Below are 19,052 nucleotides of genomic sequence, written 5' to 3'. Positions count from 1 at the left end.
CTCAGTCCAGATGCTCCCGAATCTGAAAGACCCGATCAAGCCGCGCCAACTCGAGCACAGCGCGCACACTCGGACTCGGCGTCAGCAAAATGAAAGGTTGCTGCTTGCCGCGAGCCTGCTGGAACCCCTCAACCAGCGCGGCGATGCCGGACGAGTCGATGTAATCCACCGCCGCCAGGCGCACGGCCAACGCATCGTGCTGCTGCAGCGCTTTCAGTACCGCGCCGCGCAACTCCTGCGACCAGGACAGATCGACCTCCCCGCGCACATCGAGGATGCCAAACACACCATGCTTTGATTCAACGATCCCGCGATCCATGCTTGCTCCTGCTGCTGACCCGCACCTGGGTCAGGCGTTTGAACATCACCAGCACGTTGCCACAGCGCTTCTTGAGCGCCCGCAACCGCCAGCGGTCCATGATGTCATCAATCAGGTTGATGCCCAAGCCACCGGGCCGGCACTCATCCAGATTCCTCGGCTTCACGCACTTGCTGTCTACAGGCGGCGCGTAGTCGCGTAGCCGAAAACGCAGTTTGCCGCGCACACGTGTCAGCGTCAGTTCGATTTCGCCCGGCGTACACTGGCGGTACGCATGCCTGATGATATTGCTCGCCGCTTCATCGACCGCCAGTACGAGGCGGGTGATCTCGGCGTCCGACACGGCTTTGGCCTTCAGACTGGACTTGAGCGCATGCCGCATGTCAGCCAAGGCTTCGGCGCGGGCTGCAAAGCGGTAGCGGAGCAAGGCCGGTGCGCTCATGACCCCTCGATCAACATCAGCGTGGTGTCATCACTGAGCTGCAGGCGGCGCAGTTCGGAGGCAATGCGGCGCAGGCGTGATTGTGGCCGCTGAATGCCTTGCTGGTTCCGAATCATTGTCACCGCGCCATCGACGCCAAGCATGTTGCCATCCGCATCGCGCGCGTCGGTGACGCCATCAGAAAACAGATAGAGACTCGCATGACGCAGGTGGCAGCGCTGTTCCGGAAAATCCATATCGGCGAGAATGCCAAGCGGCGGTCCTTCCGCGCGAAACTGCTGAACCTGTCGATCGGCGTCAATACGAATCAACGATGGCAGCCCCGCATTCGACCAATGGACCTCTTGCGTCTCCGGGTCGAACAGACCCGCCACCGCGCAGACAAAACTGCCACCCTGCATGCTTTCGCACAATTCGCGATTGACACGGGCAAGCCAAGCCGAAGGCGGCAGCCCTTCTTTGCCAGTCCAGCGCAGCAAGCTCGCGCAGCGAACCATCAGGAACGCGGCATCCAAGCCCTTGCCGGCCACGTCGCCCATCGCAAACGCGATGCGGCCGTCTGGCAAATCGAAGTATTCGTAAAAGTCGCCGGAGATCTCGCGCGCGGGCCGGTGCAACGCCAGGATCGGAAAATCGCCGCGCCGGCGTTTGGGCAAGAGGCTACGCTGCATCCGCCGAGCCAGCTCGAGTTCGCGCCGAATCCGGGTTTGCTCCATCAACGAGCGCGCCATGAACGCATTGGCCGCGGCGAGCGCGAGTGGCGATGCCAAAGCACGCAGCAGATCGCGATCTTCGAGGTCAAAGCGCTGCCAGCCGCGCTTGTTGACGGCTTGCAGGACACCGATGGCGCCTTGCGCGGTGAGCAACGGCGTCGAGATCATCGAGCGGGTTCGAAACCCGGTGACCGCGTCGATCGCCCCCGTAAAATCGGGATCCTCAGCCGTGTCATCGACCATCTGGCATTGGCGGGTCTGGAAGGTCCGCCCGACAATGCCCTGATCGACCGGCAGACTCATTCCGACGATATCGACGGGGCCATGCGCCGCCAGACAGCGCAGCACCTCGGCTTCGGGGTCGATCATGAAGACTGATACCGCTTCGACATCGAGCGCGTCCACAATCCGCCCAATAGCGAGGCGCAGCGTGGCGCCAAGATCGAGGCTGAGCGCCAGCGCCTGGCTGAGTTCAGCAATGAGCGCAATCGGATCCGGACGCTGCACGGGCGCCGCCTCGGCCGATCGCTCCCGCCGAACGGGGATCACCCCGGCTGCCCCTTGCGACGATGCCTGAGTCCCCAAAGCGTCAACAGCGGACCAGACAGCACATAGACAATCGCGATTCCGAACAGCACGCGCGGCGTGTCAATCACGAGCGCCACGATGACGCCAACCAGAATCGGCAGGACCAAAAACGGCACCTTCTCGCTCTCGGGTTTTGACTTGAAGCTGAAATACCGGAGCTTGCTGATCATCAGCAGCGCCGCACACAACGTGACGCCCAACGACACGAATGCCATCGTGGCGCCCGATACGTCGTGGTCATTCATGGTCCACACATAGCTCATCATCAGGCCGGCCGCAGCCGGGCTTGCCAAGCCCTGAAAATAGCGCTTATCGATCACGCCGACCTGGGTGTTGAAGCGGGCCAGGCGCATCGCCGCACAGGCGGCGTAAACGAACGCAACCGTCCAGCCGATCTTGCCGACAATCGGGCCATAATTTTTCAGATTCGACAACGACCACGAGTACATCACCAGTGCGGGTGCCAAGCCGAAGCTGACGAGATCGGCCAGGGAGTCGTATTGCACCCCGAAATCGCTCTGCGTATTCGTCAGACGCGCCACGCGGCCGTCGATACCATCCAGCAATCCGGCTACGAAGACCGCGATTGCAGCCTCGATGTAGTGCCCACTAAAGGCCGAAACAATGGCGTAAAACCCGCCAAGCATGCCCAGGGTGGTGAACAGGTTGGGCAGCAGGTAAATCCCAGGGTGCCGGGGTTTGGGTTTTGTCTCGTCGATGTCAGTCATGGTCAGGTTGCAGGAATTCGCGGCTCACAGAGTAGCGCGGATTCCTGCCAAATGCAGAGGTGGGATGGGGGCCACGGAATCCGCGACCCAGGGTGGCTATCGGCACGGCTTTGCACACTTAATGAGACTTTGGGCAACCGGCGACTGAGACGCGATTGGCGCGCCCGGTTTGCCCCACGCCTGGGGGCCTTCAAGTTCGGTTCCGGCTCGCGGCGATCACTCGAATCCTCTGTGGTGACTCATTCAGGCCCGAATCCATTTCGCCGCAATTTCTGTTCGCGGCTGAAGCCGCTCCCACAAACTAGCACTTCCCTTACCTGTGGCTTGGAGTTTTTGTAGGAGGGCCTTCAGGCCCGAACCAAACTTGCGGCGCTACTCATCGAAGCGTTAAGACACCGCCACCAAAAACAACGACTCCGTCAAACTGGATGACAACCATCGATCGCCACGGAGCAAGCCGAATCCGACTTGCTCCGGGCCAATGAGCACTTACATGCCCTTGATCACTTCGTCAGCGAATTCCGAGCACTTGATCTCGGTCGCGCCTTCCATCAACCGGGCGAAGTCGTACGTCACGCGCTTGCCCGCAATCGCTGCATCCATACCGCGGATGATGGCGTCTGCCGCTTCGGTCCAGCCCATGTAGCGGAGCATCATTTCGCCGGACAGCACGACCGAACCCGGGTTCACCTTGTCCAGATTCGCGTACTTTGGCGCCGTGCCATGCGTGGCTTCGAACACGGCATGACCGGTCACGCCATTGATGTTGCCGCCCGGTGCAATACCGATGCCACCGACTTGGGCCGCGAGCGCGTCCGACAGGTAGTCACCGTTCAAATTCAGCGTCGCAATGACGTCAAACTCGTCCGGGCGCGTCAGCACCTGCTGCAGCGTGATGTCGGCGATGGAGTCCTTGATCAGCACTTTGCCCGCCGCCAACGCCGCTTTCTGCTCGGCGTTCGCAGCAGCCTCACCGTCGGCTGCCTTGGTGCGTTCCCACTGCTCCCACGTGTAAACCTTGTCACCGAAGAACTTCTCGGCCACTTCGTAGCCCCAGTTCCGGAAGGCGCCTTCGGTGTACTTCATGATGTTGCCCTTGTGGACAATCGTCACCGACTTGCGCTTGTTCTGAATCGCATAGGCAATCGCGCTGTGGACCAAGCGCTCGGTGCCCAAATACGACACGGGCTTGATGCCGATACCGACATTCACACCCACGTCGCGCGCCGGCGAACCAATGCCTTCAAGTGCTTTCTGCCAGCCTTCGGCCTTCGCTTTGGTCCCGAAGCGGATCTTGTCGAACGCTTTCGGGTCGTTGGCCTGGATGAAGTCGAGCAGCTTCTGCGCGGCATCGCTACCGGCGGCGTATTCGATTCCGGCATAAATGTCTTCCGTGTTCTCGCGGAAGATCACCATGTCCACTTTTTCCGGCATGCGCACGGGCGACGGCACGCCCTTGAACCAACGGACGGGTCGGAGGCACACGAACAGATCGAGCATCTGGCGCAACGCCACATTCAACGAGCGGATGCCGCCGCCAACGGGCGTGGTCAGCGGCCCTTTGATCGACACCAGGTAGTCGCGGCAGGCGTCGACTGTGGCGTCCGGCAGCCAGGTACCGAGCAGATTGTTGGCCTTTTCACCGGCGAACACTTCCATCCAGTGAATCTGGCGCTTGCCGCCATAGGCTTTGGCCACCGCCGCGTCGAGTACGCGCACTGAGGCGCGCCAGATATCCGGACCGGTGCCGTCCCCTTCGATGAACGGGATAATGGGATTGTCCGGAACATTCAGACGTCCGTTCTGAATCGTGATCTTGGCGCCGCCTTCCGGCACCTTGATACTCGTCTCTGCCATGCGATTCTCCAGAATGATGGGTGATGCAGCCGGAACTGGCTGCCGCATCGAATATTGTCGCGCGTTGCCGGGACGCTGTCGACCCGAATCGCGTTCGATTGAGGCAAGGCTCGGGCGGCCCGATTTATTTCTCAAACATACCGGTAGTTGGCAAACTTCTGGCTTGTGCCTTACCTGATCGACGAACTCACTTCGGGGCCAACCCATGCGCAGTAGATTAATTTGTTTGGTTTTGCTGGCGGCGAGCGTCAGTGCTCAGGCAGTCGACACCGCCGCCGATGAGGCGCGGATCGACGCGCTGGTCACTGAATTCAACGACGCCATCCGTAAAACCGCAGCACCGAGCCTTTACGGCGATGACCCCGGCTCCCTGGTTGCTGAGAGCCCGGCTGCGGCCAGCTCAGGAACCGATTCGATTGCCGTTCCGCTGGACGAGCCGGCGGTGGTCGACGAGAGCGACCCTGCCGATGCCGCCGACGCGACGATTGTCGACGCCGACAGTGAATCCGCAACCGCCGACGCCCCGGTTGCGCCGACTACCGCCCCGGCGACCGATGAGATCGGTAAGGGCCCCATCAAATTCGAACAACTTTCCAAGCTGATCGGCCGACGGATCAAGGTTCTGCTTCTGAGTGGGCGCCGCTATGAGGGCGAACTAACGGCAGTCACCGACTCGGAGTGCCGCGTCAGTGTCCGCATGTATGGCACTGGCGTGACTGTCATGCCGATCAAGAAGGCGCATATCAGCGCCATCGAACTGCTCTGAGGAGACTCCCTTGATCTATCACGTCGCGCTTCTTCTTGGTGCCCTCTTTCTGCTTTATCTGCTGTACAAGGTCCACATTGGGTGGGCGGTTGCGGAGGCGGTGGTGCCGTTTGCCGCCGTCTATTTTCTGCTGGGTTCGCTCGAAGGGATCGTGTTCTGGATCCTTTGCGGCGTATTCGCCGCAGTGCTGCCCTTGATCGCCATCGCGTTTGCCAAGGGCGCCCTGAAAAAGCAGTTGGGCATGGTTGCGGTTCTGGTTGCGGTCGCTGCGGCGATGAGTGCCAAAGCATACGAAATCGATCTGCGGCTTCGGCTCGACGACGCGGGTTACCGTGCCATGATCCAATCTGACCCAGCGTTGAAGGCGCGTTTTGAGGCGAGCCCGCGTTTGACGCGCTGGCTGACCGAGGCCGAGAAGTATCGCGGCGCGCGGAAACGCCCACCGGTCAGGACCGCCCAGACGGTTGCCCAAGAGAGCAAGAAGGGCGCCGTGATCTCGTTGAAGGGCGAAAGTGAAATCGGCATCTGGAAACGCGCGATGACGGGGCTCGAAGCCCAACAAGGTGCGATCAAGCTCGACGATAGCGGCGCCACCATTGAATTGCCGGCCAAATTCAAATTCATCCACCGAGACACGCTTGAACCCGCATTGGCCATTGTCAAACTGGAATTGGATCGCGACCTGTTGGGCTGGATCGTCCATGTGGACGCGCCATTCGACGACCGGCTGAATGCCTGGTGGGTCGAAGTGCGTCGGCTGGGCGGCGGCCATGTCGCAATGGGCAACGCGGCGACCACCTCGGCTCAGGAATTCAAGGATCTCACCTTCGAGGAGACCTCAAACCGCGCGAAGAAGTCCGGCAAGTTGTTGTCGTTCCTCGGTTTTCCCATTGCCCCTTGGGCGAATGACACGGAAGCGGCCGCAGCCTGGGTCGGCGCGTACGGCGCGGATGGGCAGCAGGTCAGCTTGTGCCGTGGCATGGCCCTTGGCCGGAATGACCAGATCATCTATGCAATGCGGACACGCTTCGACCCGAACTGGCAGGAACTCTGCTTCCTGAGCGTCAAGACCCTTGCGCGGCACACCCGCTTTGAACCCGGCAAGACCTACGCGGACTACGCTCGCTTCTCCGACTCGAGCACCGGCGAGGTTGCCGATTTTATCTCGGGTGCCCGGGTGGTGGGGCGCGGCCTCTGAGCAGTCGCCACCCACGGGCTCAAGCGGCAGCCAAGTCCGGCCTGACGGTCGGGTCAGCAATGCGCAAAGCCATCACCGCAGCGACGCCCATATCAACCAGAATCAAGCACGCAAGCGCTTGATTCTGCGGGATTTAGCCCGAACCACAATCTTCTTCAAGGCAGGCGCTGCGCCTGACAACGGGATTCGCAACCGCCGCAACCGTACAGGCTCATTGCGGCGGCTCAGGAGGTCCGAATGAGCATCGAGCCCGGACCACTAAACCCCGGCATCCGCACAAATCGACCGAATTCAGCGGGCGTCGGGCCGGGAACAGCATGGTCGGCGCCGGTGCGCCCTACGCCGGTGCCACGCCCGGCGATCATTCGGTTACGACTCAGTGTGTACCCGGGATTGGGCACAACACGCCGGTGCCGCCCAGTCCGCAATAGCCGCCGGGATTCTTGTGCAGGTATTGCTGATGGTCTTCCTCAGCAAAGTAGAAAGTCTGCCCGACCCGGATTTCAGTCGTGGCCGCACCGCGACCAGCTGTTCCCAGCGCCTGCTGATAGCGGGCCAGACACTGCTCGGCCAGTTGTCGATCGTCGTCGGAGTCCAGATAGATTGCAGAGCGATATTGGGTCCCGAGATCATTTCCTTGGCGCATGCCTTGGGTCGGGTCGTGCGATTCGAAGAACACTTTGAGCAGACTGGCCAGGTTCACCTGCCCCGGGTCATAAATCACCATGACCACTTCGGCATGCCCGGTTAGTCCGGAGCAGACTTCACGATAGGTCGGATTCCGCGTGGTACCGCCCGCGTAGCCAACTGCCGTGGTGTACACCCCAGGGATCGACCAGAACTTGCGCTCGGCGCCCCAAAAGCAGCCCATGCCGAACTGAATCCGGCGCAGCCCCACGAATGCCCCGGTCAAAGGGCGCCCATGTACCGCATGCCGATTGCTGATCGACATAGCGGTATCCCGGCCCGGTAACGCCTTGTCTGCGCTTGGCAAATGCATCAATCCCATCTGATCCTCCTGACCATTGACTCCAAAGACCCGTGATTCCCCGCCCAAGGGGAATCCGAGCCCGACCACTCAGGCAACTGCCTGCTCCTGCCGGAACGATTCGTGTTGCCACGAAGCACGGCGCACACCTCTACTAGATCGACCAATGAGGGCAATCTCGGACAGATTCAATTGCCAAGTATTGTGTCAATGTGGGGCAGAGCCGCCGTTTCGCCCTGGCACATCGCTACGGCACGTCTGAAGCAAAACCGCGGAGCAGGCATGTGGCAGGTGGCGGGAGCCTATCGGCACAGACACGGCGTCGCGTAAATTCTCGATCCTCGAAACCGAAAAACGCCCTTGCGGGCGTTTTCGAAAACCATTGGGCGAGCCCGAATGATCGGTGAATGGCGCTATTCGAATCCGTCCCGAAACAGACCACTTTGATCGGCGTCGACCGAGGTGTTGTTGCTCAGGTTGCTGTCCGTCAACCCGCTCGGCGCAACAACAGTGGCCGTGTTGCTGACCACAAACTCGTTGCCTTCGGCACGACACCGCGTGGTCAGCAGAATCGTCACGGATGTACCGGGATCCAAGTCGACCGCGAGCCCAGAGATATCGCCGGTTCCGGCCGATGCCGCGCAGTCGGCATTGCCGGTCGGCGTGCAGGTCCAGGTCGTTTCGGCGGCCGAATCATCGAAATAGGCTGCGTTGACATTGTCATTGACGAGCGCGCCGACCACCGGATCACCATTAGCCGGGTTCGACACCGTGATCGTGTAGGTCACCTGCTCGCCCTCGGTCACGTAAATCTGGTTGTTGGTCTTGACGATACTGAGGTCTGCCGCGGGCGTGACCACGTGCGGCTGGGCCGAATCGGCAATAGCGAAGTTGTGGTTGGTGTCCCCCACATAGATCACGCGAATGGTGTAGCTGCCAACCGGCAGCGCGCTGGACGACACCATCGCGACACCCGCGTTAATCGGCGGGCTACCCAACGCAATCGGGCTGCCGCTCGGCAGGGGTAGCGCCTGGAACGCCACATTGCCGATCGGAATGCCGCCCGTGAGCGTGGCCGAGAATGTCTGACTGGTATTGCGCGCCGCGGGATTCGGGCTGCTGGTCACATTGATCGCCACGTCGGCCAGTGTGGTTTCGACCTGTACCGAACCTGCGGTGGTGCCCAGGAAGTTGGTGTCGCCAGCATAACTTGCAACGATATTGTGGACGACCCCCACCGGCAGGTTATTGCGGGTCAGCACCGCCTGTCCGCCAGACAATGGCACCGAAGCCAGGAAGTTGCTGTTGTCGGTAAACACAATGCTCCCAGTTGGCGCCGAACCGCCCACCGCTGTTTCGGTAAGCGTCGTCGTGATCGTCACGTTTTGTCCGTATGGCACTGATGCTGCCGACAGATTGACCTGCAGGCTGGTCTCCGCCTTGCTGACGGTCACGACCTGAGTGTTGGACGAACTCGCCAAATTGGTGCCATCGCCCAGGTAATGGGCGGTGAAGTTGTAGCTGCCCGGACTCGGGATCAAATGCAGCGACGCCTGACTCAACCCGCTCAGCACATCAGAGCCAACCGGCGAGCCGTTGTTCAAGAAGCTCACTGTTCCCGTCGCCACCGGTGCCACGATGGCCGTCAGAATCAGGCTCTCGCCATACGCGAAAGCGTTTTCCGTCGCACCCAGTGTCGTGGTAGTGGGCGTACCGTTGTTGAACACGTAGGTGGCGCCAGCGTCGACCCCGTCACTATTGTCGTCCAACGGCGAGCCGACCACGCCAAACCCCGGCCCCATGGCCACTTCAAACCCGAATTGGTCGTCATTGCCGGCATCGCTGGCAATGTACTTGTCCTTCTGCGCCCAGACATTCGAGCCATTGCGCTCAAACAGGTAGGCGGCACCCGCGTTGAGTAGACCCGTGCGATCCTCCGTGAAGGCACCGACCAGCGCGAAGTTGCCACTCAGCGCGACGGTCAGACCGAGGAAATCGTTTGCCGCGGCATCAGTGGCCGTGAGCGTTCCTTGCAGCGACCAGGTATTGCCGCTCCGCGCATAGACGCGCGCCGCACCGGTGTTCTGGGCGACACCGTCCTCATTGCGCTGTCCGACAATGGCAGTATCGCCTTCGATATCGACATCGGCGCCATACTCATCCAGGTCGCCCGCCGTTGGCGCAACCAGCTTTTGCTGTTGCGACCAAACGCCGGCGTTACGGACGAAGACGTAGGCCGCACCAGCCGACTCGAGCGCTGACACGAACGCCAAGTTGGCCCCGACGATGACACTGTTGCCAGAGAACGCAACGGTATTGCCGAAGTTGTCGCCACTCACGCCATCGGAAGCAGTCAAGCGTTGCTGTTCGGTCCACACCGAACCGGAGCGCGTGAACACATGGGCAGTACCTTGGCTCGTGTTGGTGGCGTCGCCCAAACGCGAGCCGACAATCAGGTTGTCGCCTTCGACGTCCACCGATGTGCCAAAACGGTCACCGGCATTGCGCGCTGCGGGGTCGAGCGCCTGCTGCAGTGCCCAGGTTGACCCGGTGCGGAGGTATACGTAGGCGGCGCCGCTGGCATTGCCATCGGACGTGGTCGACAGAGGCGAGCCAATCACCAACGTGTTGCCGCTGATCGAAACGGAGGACCCGAACCCGGCGTTGGTCTCTGGCACGGGCGGGTCGATTTTCTGCTGCCGGGTCCAGACAGCGCCCGAGCGGATATAGACATAGACGGAGCCTGCATCGACGAACGCGCCGTTATCGTCGCTCGGGGCGCCTATGACGATCGAGTCGGACGAATACGCGACTGCTCTGCCTAATCGGTCATCTGGCTGCCCGAGCGGGGAGCCAGCGGTGATCTTGAACGCCTCGTTTACATCGGACAGGGCCCGTGCACCAATTGTCCGGTCGAGCAGGATCGGGCTGCTTTGGACCGGCACGGCCTTTCCGGTCTCGGTCCGGAAACCGAGCTTGGCTGGAACCTGCGCCAGTGCGCCTAAGGCGAAGAACGCGAGACTGAAGCCCGCGATAGTTCTGATGGTCATACTCGTCACTCCGTTGGTTGAAATCGCCCAACGTCATTGCGCCGGGCTTATAGTCCCGGCAATTGTGAAAAAAGCGTTGTTAAGAAAATGCAATCGAATCTTATTGTGGCGGTCACATATTCCGGCGGGTCAGACCGCCCGGCATGCGCCCTAGTCTAGCGCTGCTGACCAATTGGCACCTGAAGACGACCTGATCGCTTTGTGCCGATCGGTGTCCAACACCGCTCGGCCAATGACGGTTACCGAGCGTCGAGCTGCCTCGACCCCATCCGGTTAACCTCCGACAGAGATCCGCCCGATTACTCGAACAGGCGCTTGTCCTTGGCGTACGCAGCGGCCTGCGTGCGGGTGATCAGACCACGCTTGACCAAGTCTTGGAGACACTGATCCAAGGTCTGCATGCCGTATTGCTGGCCCGTTTGAATGGTCGAGTACATCTGCGCGACCTTGTCCTCGCGGATCAGGTTTCGAATCGCTGGGATTCCGACCATGATTTCGTGCGCCGCAATTCGACCACCGCCGACCTTCTTGAGCAGCGATTGCGAAATGACCGCGCGCAACGACTCCGACAGCATGGAGCGCACCATCGGCTTTTCGCCCGCCGGGAACACGTCGATGATGCGGTCTACCGTTTTTGCGGCCGAGGACGTATGCAAGGTGCCAAACACCAAGTGCCCCGTTTCGGCGGCGGTCAGCGCCAAGCGAATCGTTTCCATATCGCGCATTTCGCCGACCAGAATGTAGTCGGGATCTTCGCGGAGTGCCGAACGCAACGCCTCATTGAATCCATGGGTATCGCGATGCACCTCGCGCTGATTGAGCAGGCACTTCTGGGAGGTGTGCACGAACTCGATCGGGTCCTCAATGGTCAGGATATGGCCGTATTCGTTCTTGTTGACGTGATCAAGCATGGCCGCCAGTGTGGTCGACTTGCCCGAACCGGTCGGTCCCGTCACCAGCACCAAACCCTGCGGCTGATCGACCAGTTCCCGGAACATCTTTGGCGCGCCCAGCTCATCAAGGGTCAGAATCTGGCTCGGAATCGTACGAAACACCGCACCAGCGCCGCGGTTCTGATTGAATGCATTCACGCGGAACCGCGCCAAACCCGGAATCTCGAACGAAAAGTCGGTTTCGAGAAATTCTTCGTAGTCGCGCCGCTGCTTGTCCGACATGATGTCGTAGACGAGTGCGTGCACCGCCTTGTGATCCAGTGCCGGGATGTTGATGCGCCGAACGTCGCCATCGACCCGGATCATCGGTGGCAGACCCGCCGATAAATGCAGGTCAGACGCCTTGTTCTTGACCGAAAACGCGAGCAGTTCGGCGATATCCATGCGGGCACCTAGTTCAGAAAGGACAGACGACAAGTCGAGTATACCCATAACCCCAAGCCATCTTGCCAGTCATGGCCGCGCTTTTCGTGAGCTTGTGAACGCGTTCCTGCTGGACGTTTCGACCCGAAGCGCGTTCGACTCAGGGTGGCGCATCCATGGCGCGAAGCGCCCGGCCCCTGCCAGAATCCAACGTCTTGAAATGGCTGCGCCCGCACCCATTCCCGAAAGACTTAAGTAGAGGCCGTCTCATGTCTGATCCAGCGCCTGCCCCGCCCGCTCCGATGGCGCCAGCGTTGCCCCAAAAACTGCACGAGATCGAAGCGCGCATGGCTGCGGCAGGCGGCTCTGGCAAGGCACAATTGCTTGCAGTCAGCAAGCTGCAGACGACTGCAGCGATACGCGAGGTCTATGCACTCGGGCAGCGCGATTTCGGCGAGAACTACGTCCAGGAAGCGGCGGAGAAGCGCCAAGCGCTGGCCGATCTGGACATCACCTGGCACCTGATCGGGCCATTGCAGTCCAACAAGGCGGCGCAGGCCGCCCGACTCTTTGACTGGGTGCAGAGTATTGACCGTGCCAAGATCGTGCCGCTGTTGGGCCATGGTCGACAAGGGTTACCGCCGCTGCAGGTGCTGATCCAGGTCAATGTCGACGATGAGCAGAGCAAGTCCGGCTGCGTACCCGACGCGATTCCGGGCCTCGCCGATCTGATCCAGCAGCAACCGAACCTTTGTCTGCGCGGGCTGATGGCCATCCCGGCACCCGCCGATAGTGCCGCTCGGCAACGGGCGTTTCGAAGCATGTTCGAGTGGTACGAGCAGTTGCGTGAGCGCTACCCCACGGTGGACACCTTATCGATGGGCATGAGCGATGATTTCGAGTTGGCGATCCACGAGGGCGCCAATCTCATTCGAGTAGGATCGGCACTTTTTGGCGCAAGGAAGTCGGCATGAGCACGATTGCATTCATAGGCGGCGGCAACATGGCACGGAGCCTGATTGGCGGCCTGATCACACGCGGGCATCCGGCCGGCGCCATTCGCGTCGCCGAGCCCGTGCCGACCTTGCAAGACGCACTTGTCGCGGATTTCGGCATCGTGGCCGCAGACAGCAACCTCGACGCGATCACCGGCGCTGATGTCGTACTGTTTGCGGTCAAGCCACAGGTCATGGCAACGGTCTGTCTGGAGCTGCGGGCCGCCCTGTCAGCAGGACGCCCGTTACTGATCTCCATTGCCGCCGGCATCAGTCTCGCCAACTTTGAGCAATGGTTGGGTACCGACCTGCGGCTGATTCGTGCGATGCCGAACACGCCAGCGCTGATTGGTGCCGGCATCACCGGTATTTACGCCGATCCGGCCGTTGACGCGGACGATCGCGCGCTTGCGGCCAGCGTACTGGCCGCCGTCGGTCCGACCGTATGGATCGAGCAAGAGGCGCTCATGGACGCGGTGACTGCCGTCTCGGGCAGCGGCCCGGCGTACTTCTTCCTGTTGATGGAATCGATGATTGCGGCGGGTGTGGCGCAAGGCCTGTCCGAGCCGGCTGCCCGCGAGCTGGTTCTGAATACGGCACTCGGCGCCGCCCGGATGGCGGTTAACGAGCCATTGGGGCCGGCCGAATTGCGGCGACGCGTGACGTCGCCCAATGGCACGACGCAAGCTGCTATCGAAACGTTCGAAGCTGGTGGCTTTCGCGAGCTGACTGCACGCGCCATCGCCCGGGCAACCGAGCGTGGCCGCGAATTGTCGCAGCAGGCAGGAGGCTGACATGTACGCACTGACTTCAGCCAGCACACTGATTCTGAGCTTCTTGTTTGGCATCCCCATGCTGATCGTCCTGACGCGGATTCTGCTGCAAGGGTTCCGGGCGCCGTTCTACCACCCGGTCAGCCAAAGCTGGTTCAAACTCACCAACCCATTCTTCATGCCGCTGCAGAAGGTCGTGCCAGTGGTACGTGGGTGGCATGTCGGCGGGATCGTCTTGCTCCTTTTGCTGGGCATCCTGCATGCCTACACGTTGTCGATCGTGTTCGGTGCGTCGCTCGGTGCGACGGGCATCCTGGTCGCTGGGGTGGGCATGGCGCTGGACTTCGCGCTAATGAGCCTGTTCTGGCTGATTCTGGTGTACGTGATCGTGTCGTGGGTGGCCGCGGACTCGCGTAGCCCCATGAAGGAATTCGTCGGATTCATCGCTCGCCCAATCTGCGCGCCGTTTCGGCGCCTGATTCCGCCCATCGGCATGCTGGATTTGTCGAGCATGGTCGTCTTGCTCTGTCTGCAACTTGCGCGGATCCTGGCCAGCGGTCCGCTGATTGCCTGGGGCTTTGGCCTGCGCGCTTGAGGCGTAGCTGAGCCGCCACACCGCCTGGCCGTCTTGATTCCGATCGATTGCTGAGCAACGCCGCCCGCTTTCACGTCGGTTTCGGAAAAACTGCTCTATGCTGGCCGATCCCTGGAGGCCATCATGAAACAGGTTGCACTGTTGGCAGTTTCGACGTTGTTGCTCGCCGCCCCTGCGTTCAGTAAGCAAGCCATCACGCACGAAGATCTCTGGCTGATGCCACGCGTGGGCCCAGCTCTGGTGTCACCTGACGGGCGCCAGGCGATTGTGCCGGTGACCGAGCCGGCCTACGATCCGGCGCAACAGCGGGTGGACCTCTGGTTGCTCGATGTTGCCAATCAAGCCGCACCGCGCCGGTTGACGCACACGCTGGCACCCGAAACCACGCCAGCATGGAGCGCCGACAGCAAACGGATCGCTTTTGCGACTCAACGTGATGGCGACTCCGTGGCGCAGATTTACGTGTTGGATCTGGCCGCGGGCGGCGAGGCTCGCCGGATCAGCAGCATGACCAGTGCCGCCCGAAATCCGCAGTTCTCCCCAGATGGCTTGGCGGTGCTGTTCGTCAGTCAGGTCGACACGACATCAGAAACCGACCGCACAGCGCGCGGCAAGAGCACCGCCCGTGTGTTCGACGGATTTCCGATCCGCTTCTGGGACAAGTGGCTGGGCCCGAATCAATTGCGCGTGTTCTATCAGAGCCTGGATACGCCCGAAGCGCGCGACTTGCTCGCAGGCAGCACGCTCGTGCAATCGCCCGGATACGGTGGCCGCAGCGGCGAAGCCAGTGACGAAATCGACGCCACCTTCAGCCCCGACGGGCAATCCGTGCTGTTTGTCGCCAGCCAGAACCGCCATCTGGGAGCCAGTCAATTCACCAACACGAATCTCTACCGCGTGTCGGTCCTTGGCGGCGAGCCCGAACGCCTGACCGGCGTCGCAGGCACGGGCGCGACCGACAACTACTCGCGTCCACGTTTCAGCCCGGATGGTCTGCACCTGCTCGCGGCGGTGGAGCCCAGAACCGATCGCGTCTACAACGCCACGCGCCTCGATGTGTTCCGCGCCAGCGGCCAGTTCCTTAGGCGACTGGAAGCCCCGAACGGCGCATCGATTGGCGCGTTCGATGTGGGCGCAGACAACCACACCGTGTTCTTGTCGATCGAGGGCGCAGGCCAGGAGCAGATCTGGCAGCAGCCGCTCGCTGGCGGCACGGCCAAACCACTGACTCAAGTGCCGCGCGGCACCTACAGCAATTTGAGTGTGGCGCGCGGTGGTAAGCAGGCTGTTCTGCTGGCCGGATACGAGTCAGCCAGCGTGCCCGCCGAAATCGTTCGCATCGATCCAAAGCGCGGCAGTCATGAAACATTGAGCCGATTCAGCACCGACCGGGCAGCCAAACTGGATTTGCCCGAACTCGTCCCGTTCTGGCACGAACACGCCGGCCGCCCAATCCACAGCCTGCTGGTCAAGCCGGCTGGTTTTGACCCAGCTCGCCGGTACCCGGTCTTCGCGCTGATTCATGGCGGCCCACACATCATGTGGCGCGACCAGTTCTTTCTGCGCTGGAACTATCATCTGCTTGCGGGCAAGGACCGGGTCTTGATCCTGACCAACTATCGGGGCTCGACGGGCTTTGGCGAAGCCTTCGCACAAGCCATCCAGAATGATCCATTGATCGGCCCGGCCGAAGACATCAACACCGCGGTAGACGCCGCCCTGAAGCAGTTCGACTTTCTCGATGGCAGCCGCCAATGCGCGGGCGGTGCGAGTTACGGCGGCCATCTGTCGAATTGGCTGCAGGCCAGCACCACGCGCTACCGCTGCCTCGTGTCCCATGCCGGCCTGATCAATCTCGAATCACAATGGACGACGAGCGACAGCGTTTATGGCCGCGAGGCCAACATGGGTGGGCCCGCATTCAAAGATCGAACACTTTGGGATCAACAGAACCCGATCCGGCGCGTTGAACAGTTCAAAACGCCGGTGCTCGTGACGATCGGCGAGCTCGACTATCGCGTGCCGATCAACAACACCTTGGAGTATTGGAGCATGCTGAAGCGGCAAGGCATCGAAAGCCGCCTCATCGTGTTCCCGGACGAAAACCACTGGATCTTGAAAGGCGAGAACAGCCGCTTCTTCTATCGGGAGGTGGACTCCTGGCTGAATCGCTGGCTGGGCCCTCAGCCTTCGGCGCGCTGAACGACAGCGACTCTGGCGCCAGCTAGCACCCGGTACGCGCTGCGCCAGTCTTTGAGCCTGGCGCAGCGTCCGGTTAACACTCAGCGTACGGCGACCATCTGCGGCAGCGACGCGTCGACGGGCTCGACATCGGCGAGACCGCCCTTCGGCACAAACAGGAACTCGCCCGCCTCGTGACCCGCAAACTGGATCGGCGCATATTGCGGCGATTGCACGATCGCGCTTTCGACCGCGGCCAGCGCCATCGACGACGCGACACCGCGGAACAGGTTCTGGCCCTCAAGCACCGCGCTGTTCGCTTGCAGCGCGCCCATCACCGCACTGGCAAAGTACGAGTTGTTGCCGCGACCTGTGTCGGCAACCGGCTGGAGACCACCCGACGTAAGCGCCGTGCGGGATCGGCTATTGGCGACCTTCTGCACCCATTGCGACCACGCAGAATCGGCAGCGCCCGGATTAATGGACGGCAGCGACCCCTGCGTCATGGCACCGGAATAACAGGAGTCAGCGACAACCATGACGTGGCGCGCGGGCAGCGTATTCAGAATGTCCGAAATTGCCCGATTCGACAGCCAGGACTTGCTATTGCTCGTCTGACCGTCCACCGGCACCCAGTAGCCTTGTTTCGTGGCCTGATCCAGCTCGCCATGACCGGCAAAATAAACCAGCAGGCTGTCTTCCGGCTTGAGTTGTTCACGGGCGTCGTTGAACGCGGCGAGAATGTCAAAGCGGCTCGCATTATTCAGTACCGTGGTTTGGAACCCATAGCGCGATTTCAGCAGGCTGCCGATCTGATTGGCGTCGTTGACCGCACTCTGCAGCGCCGGATACTGCCCGTATTCGTTGTTGCCAATCAGGATCGCATACTGCTTGCCGAGCTTGACGCCATTCGGCAGCTTGCGCGCCACACTGACATTGCTCGCACCGGCACCGCTCGCGGCTGGCACCAACGTGAACTCTAGTGAACTCTTGGCACCCAACCGATCAACCGCCGCCACCTGAATCGGCGCGCCCTGCTCCGGCACCGAGACTTGCGCACGGAACATCCCGTTGGACGTGACTTTGACAATCTGACCGTTGATCGACACTTCCGACACCGGCGACTGCGAGACGACGCGACCCACGATCTCCGACCCATCCCGTTGCTTCGATACTGCGGCAGGCTTGCCGCGCGTGACCGTGATCGCGGGCTCAATGATTTCGACGACGGGGCCACCCGCAATCACATTGCCGCCCGACTGCAGGCTTTGATTGCCCACTTGCACCTGCCGCTCGAGTGCGGTGATGGTGCCCCGCTGACGCGACACTTCGCGCTGCTTCTCGGTCAGCTGCTGCTCCAACAGCAACAACAGTTCGCGGTCTTCCTTCGATGCCGCGATCGCCTGTTCCATCTTCCGGCGATCATTGTCGTAGCGCAGCGTTTCCTGCGTCATCTTCTCCGAGTTCGCCTTCAGCAGCGCTTCGAGCTCAGCCGCCCGCTGCGCTGATTGATCCAGGCGCAAGGTCAGGTCGGTCAGCGTGGCGCGGACGCGATCTAACTCGGCCTTGGCTGCCGGATCATTGGCGCGTTTGCCAAGGTCAGCTTCCTGCGAGCGGAGCTTGGCGAGCGCGAGTTGATCATTCGTGCGCTGCGATGCGAAATCGACGCGCTCTTTCTCCAACTGCGCACGCTCGGCGGTAAGCCGCTCTTCTGCCTGCGCCAACGCCTGCGATACGAGCGCGAGATCAGGCGCTGTTGGCGCAATCCGCTTTTGGGCATCGGCAAGCTGCGCCTTGGCGCTACTCAGTTCAGACTGTTGCTGCTGCATGCTTTGCTTGCGACTTTCAATTTCTTTCTTCGCGCTATCAAGCTGGCTCTTCAATTTTTGATTCGCGGCATTGGCGGCCTCAAGCGAGGCGCTCAATCCAGAAATCTGCTTTTCCTTTTCACTGAGCGCTGCGGCCATCGTCGATGAAAAGATCAACTCATCGCCGGTGATGCCGGTGCCCTCACGGTAAAGATTCAGCGCCTTCTGCTGATCTTGTGTGACACCCAGACCTTCTTCGTACAGGAACCCGAGATTGATCTTGGCGCGGGCATAGCCTTGGTCAACTGCCTTCTGATACCACTCGGCCGCCTTGGCGTAGTCGGGATCCGTACCAAGCCCCTTGGCATAAATTTCGCCGACATAGTTCTGCGCTTCCGGATCGCCGGTTTCAGCCTGTTGCAGCCACACCTTCAGCGCGGTCTGGTAGTTCGCGCGGTCGTATGCGGTGTATTCGCCACCGCGGATCGCGCAATCGGATTGCGTCGTGCGAATGGGCCGACGCGCCGTCATGAAACTGCTCATGGCGCCGAGCTTCCGCACCTGCCCGGGCAGCAGACAGTCGACCACCATCAGGTCTTCAGCGTTGCGCACTTTGGCGATGGGCGAACTGGTTGGCAGCGCAGCCAACGCCATGACCATCGCGATGCTCAGGCTGAGCGCGGTCTGGCGAACCAAGGGCTGCTTCAAAGTCGATTTCATGTCACTTCTCCGTGG

Annotated in this window: 15 protein-coding genes; 6 read left to right on the top strand and 9 right to left on the bottom strand. The window is 61.2% G+C overall.

The window, feature by feature from the left end; all coding sequences use genetic code 11:
* Position 1: 1 nt before the first annotated feature.
* From C7S18_RS03910 to icd, 5 genes are all read right to left on the bottom strand, one after another.
* The gene (locus C7S18_RS03910; protein ID WP_106890316.1) at positions 2-319 is read right to left on the bottom strand and encodes an STAS domain-containing protein; all 318 of its coding nucleotides are present in this window, start codon (positions 317-319) and stop codon (positions 2-4) included.
* Entirely contained in the window at positions 300-761 is a 462-nt protein-coding gene (locus tag C7S18_RS03905) for an ATP-binding protein (RefSeq protein ID WP_106890315.1), read from the bottom strand. The genes C7S18_RS03910 and C7S18_RS03905 overlap by 20 nt, the downstream gene beginning before the upstream one ends.
* Complete coding sequence (locus tag C7S18_RS03900) at positions 758-1,981, bottom strand: PP2C family protein-serine/threonine phosphatase (protein WP_170113089.1); 1,224 nt, start codon at positions 1,979-1,981, stop codon at positions 758-760. The genes C7S18_RS03905 and C7S18_RS03900 overlap by 4 nt, the downstream gene beginning before the upstream one ends.
* A gap of 38 nt (positions 1,982-2,019) precedes the next feature.
* Positions 2,020-2,790 carry a CDP-alcohol phosphatidyltransferase family protein gene (locus C7S18_RS03895; RefSeq protein WP_106890313.1) on the bottom strand — a complete coding sequence of 257 codons (771 nt, stop codon included), beginning with the start codon at positions 2,788-2,790 and terminating at the stop codon, positions 2,020-2,022.
* Between the two features lie 489 nt (positions 2,791-3,279).
* The gene (icd, locus tag C7S18_RS03890) at positions 3,280-4,647 is read right to left on the bottom strand and encodes an NADP-dependent isocitrate dehydrogenase (RefSeq protein ID WP_106890312.1); all 1,368 of its coding nucleotides are present in this window, start codon (positions 4,645-4,647) and stop codon (positions 3,280-3,282) included.
* 205 nt (positions 4,648-4,852) lie between these two features.
* On the opposite strand from icd, the gene C7S18_RS03885 reads away from it, so the two are divergent.
* Both C7S18_RS03885 and C7S18_RS03880 read left to right on the top strand, forming a co-directional pair.
* A complete protein-coding gene (locus C7S18_RS03885; protein ID WP_146151740.1) occupies positions 4,853-5,413 on the top strand; it encodes an LSm family protein in 561 nt (186 codons plus the stop codon).
* A gap of 10 nt (positions 5,414-5,423) precedes the next feature.
* Positions 5,424-6,611, top strand: a complete 1,188-nt coding sequence (locus C7S18_RS03880; RefSeq protein WP_106890310.1) for a DUF2167 domain-containing protein — start codon at positions 5,424-5,426, stop codon at positions 6,609-6,611.
* Positions 6,612-6,987: 376 nt separating this feature from the next.
* Here the strand turns inward: C7S18_RS03880 and msrA are convergent, their stop codons facing one another.
* From msrA to C7S18_RS03865, 3 genes are all read right to left on the bottom strand, one after another.
* On the bottom strand, positions 6,988-7,620 hold the full coding sequence (gene msrA, locus C7S18_RS03875) for a peptide-methionine (S)-S-oxide reductase MsrA (protein ID WP_106890309.1): 633 nt from the start codon (positions 7,618-7,620) through the stop codon (positions 6,988-6,990).
* Between the two features lie 392 nt (positions 7,621-8,012).
* Positions 8,013-10,649 carry an Ig-like domain repeat protein gene (locus tag C7S18_RS03870; protein ID WP_106890308.1) on the bottom strand — a complete coding sequence of 879 codons (2,637 nt, stop codon included), beginning with the start codon at positions 10,647-10,649 and terminating at the stop codon, positions 8,013-8,015.
* Between the two features lie 299 nt (positions 10,650-10,948).
* Entirely contained in the window at positions 10,949-11,986 is a 1,038-nt protein-coding gene (locus C7S18_RS03865) for a type IV pilus twitching motility protein PilT (RefSeq protein WP_106890307.1), read from the bottom strand.
* Between the two features lie 281 nt (positions 11,987-12,267).
* Here C7S18_RS03865 and C7S18_RS03860 point away from each other — a divergent pair, with 281 nt between their 5' ends.
* From C7S18_RS03860 to C7S18_RS03845, 4 genes are all read left to right on the top strand, one after another.
* On the top strand, positions 12,268-12,939 hold the full coding sequence (locus C7S18_RS03860) for a YggS family pyridoxal phosphate-dependent enzyme (RefSeq protein ID WP_106890306.1): 672 nt from the start codon (positions 12,268-12,270) through the stop codon (positions 12,937-12,939).
* Positions 12,936-13,754 (top strand): pyrroline-5-carboxylate reductase, encoded by an 819-nt coding sequence (gene proC / locus C7S18_RS03855; protein WP_106890305.1) that lies wholly within the window; start codon positions 12,936-12,938, stop codon positions 13,752-13,754. Before C7S18_RS03860 ends, proC begins: the two co-directional genes overlap by 4 nt.
* Position 13,755: 1 nt before the next feature.
* Complete coding sequence (locus tag C7S18_RS03850; protein WP_106890304.1) at positions 13,756-14,328, top strand: YggT family protein; 573 nt, start codon at positions 13,756-13,758, stop codon at positions 14,326-14,328.
* Positions 14,329-14,451: 123 nt separating this feature from the next.
* Positions 14,452-16,530, top strand: coding sequence for an alpha/beta hydrolase family protein (locus C7S18_RS03845; RefSeq protein ID WP_106890303.1), 2,079 nt, complete (start codon positions 14,452-14,454; stop codon positions 16,528-16,530).
* Positions 16,531-16,610: 80 nt separating this feature from the next.
* Here C7S18_RS03845 and C7S18_RS24385 read toward each other — a convergent pair whose 3' ends face one another.
* On the bottom strand, positions 16,611-19,037 hold the full coding sequence (locus C7S18_RS24385; protein ID WP_170113088.1) for a caspase family protein: 2,427 nt from the start codon (positions 19,035-19,037) through the stop codon (positions 16,611-16,613).
* Positions 19,038-19,052 lie beyond the last annotated feature (15 nt).

The sequence above is a fragment of the Ahniella affigens genome (assembly GCF_003015185.1).
In the GTDB taxonomy this organism is placed as follows: domain Bacteria; phylum Pseudomonadota; class Gammaproteobacteria; order Xanthomonadales; family Ahniellaceae; genus Ahniella; species Ahniella affigens.
This window is presented reverse-complemented; position numbering and strand designations above follow the sequence as displayed.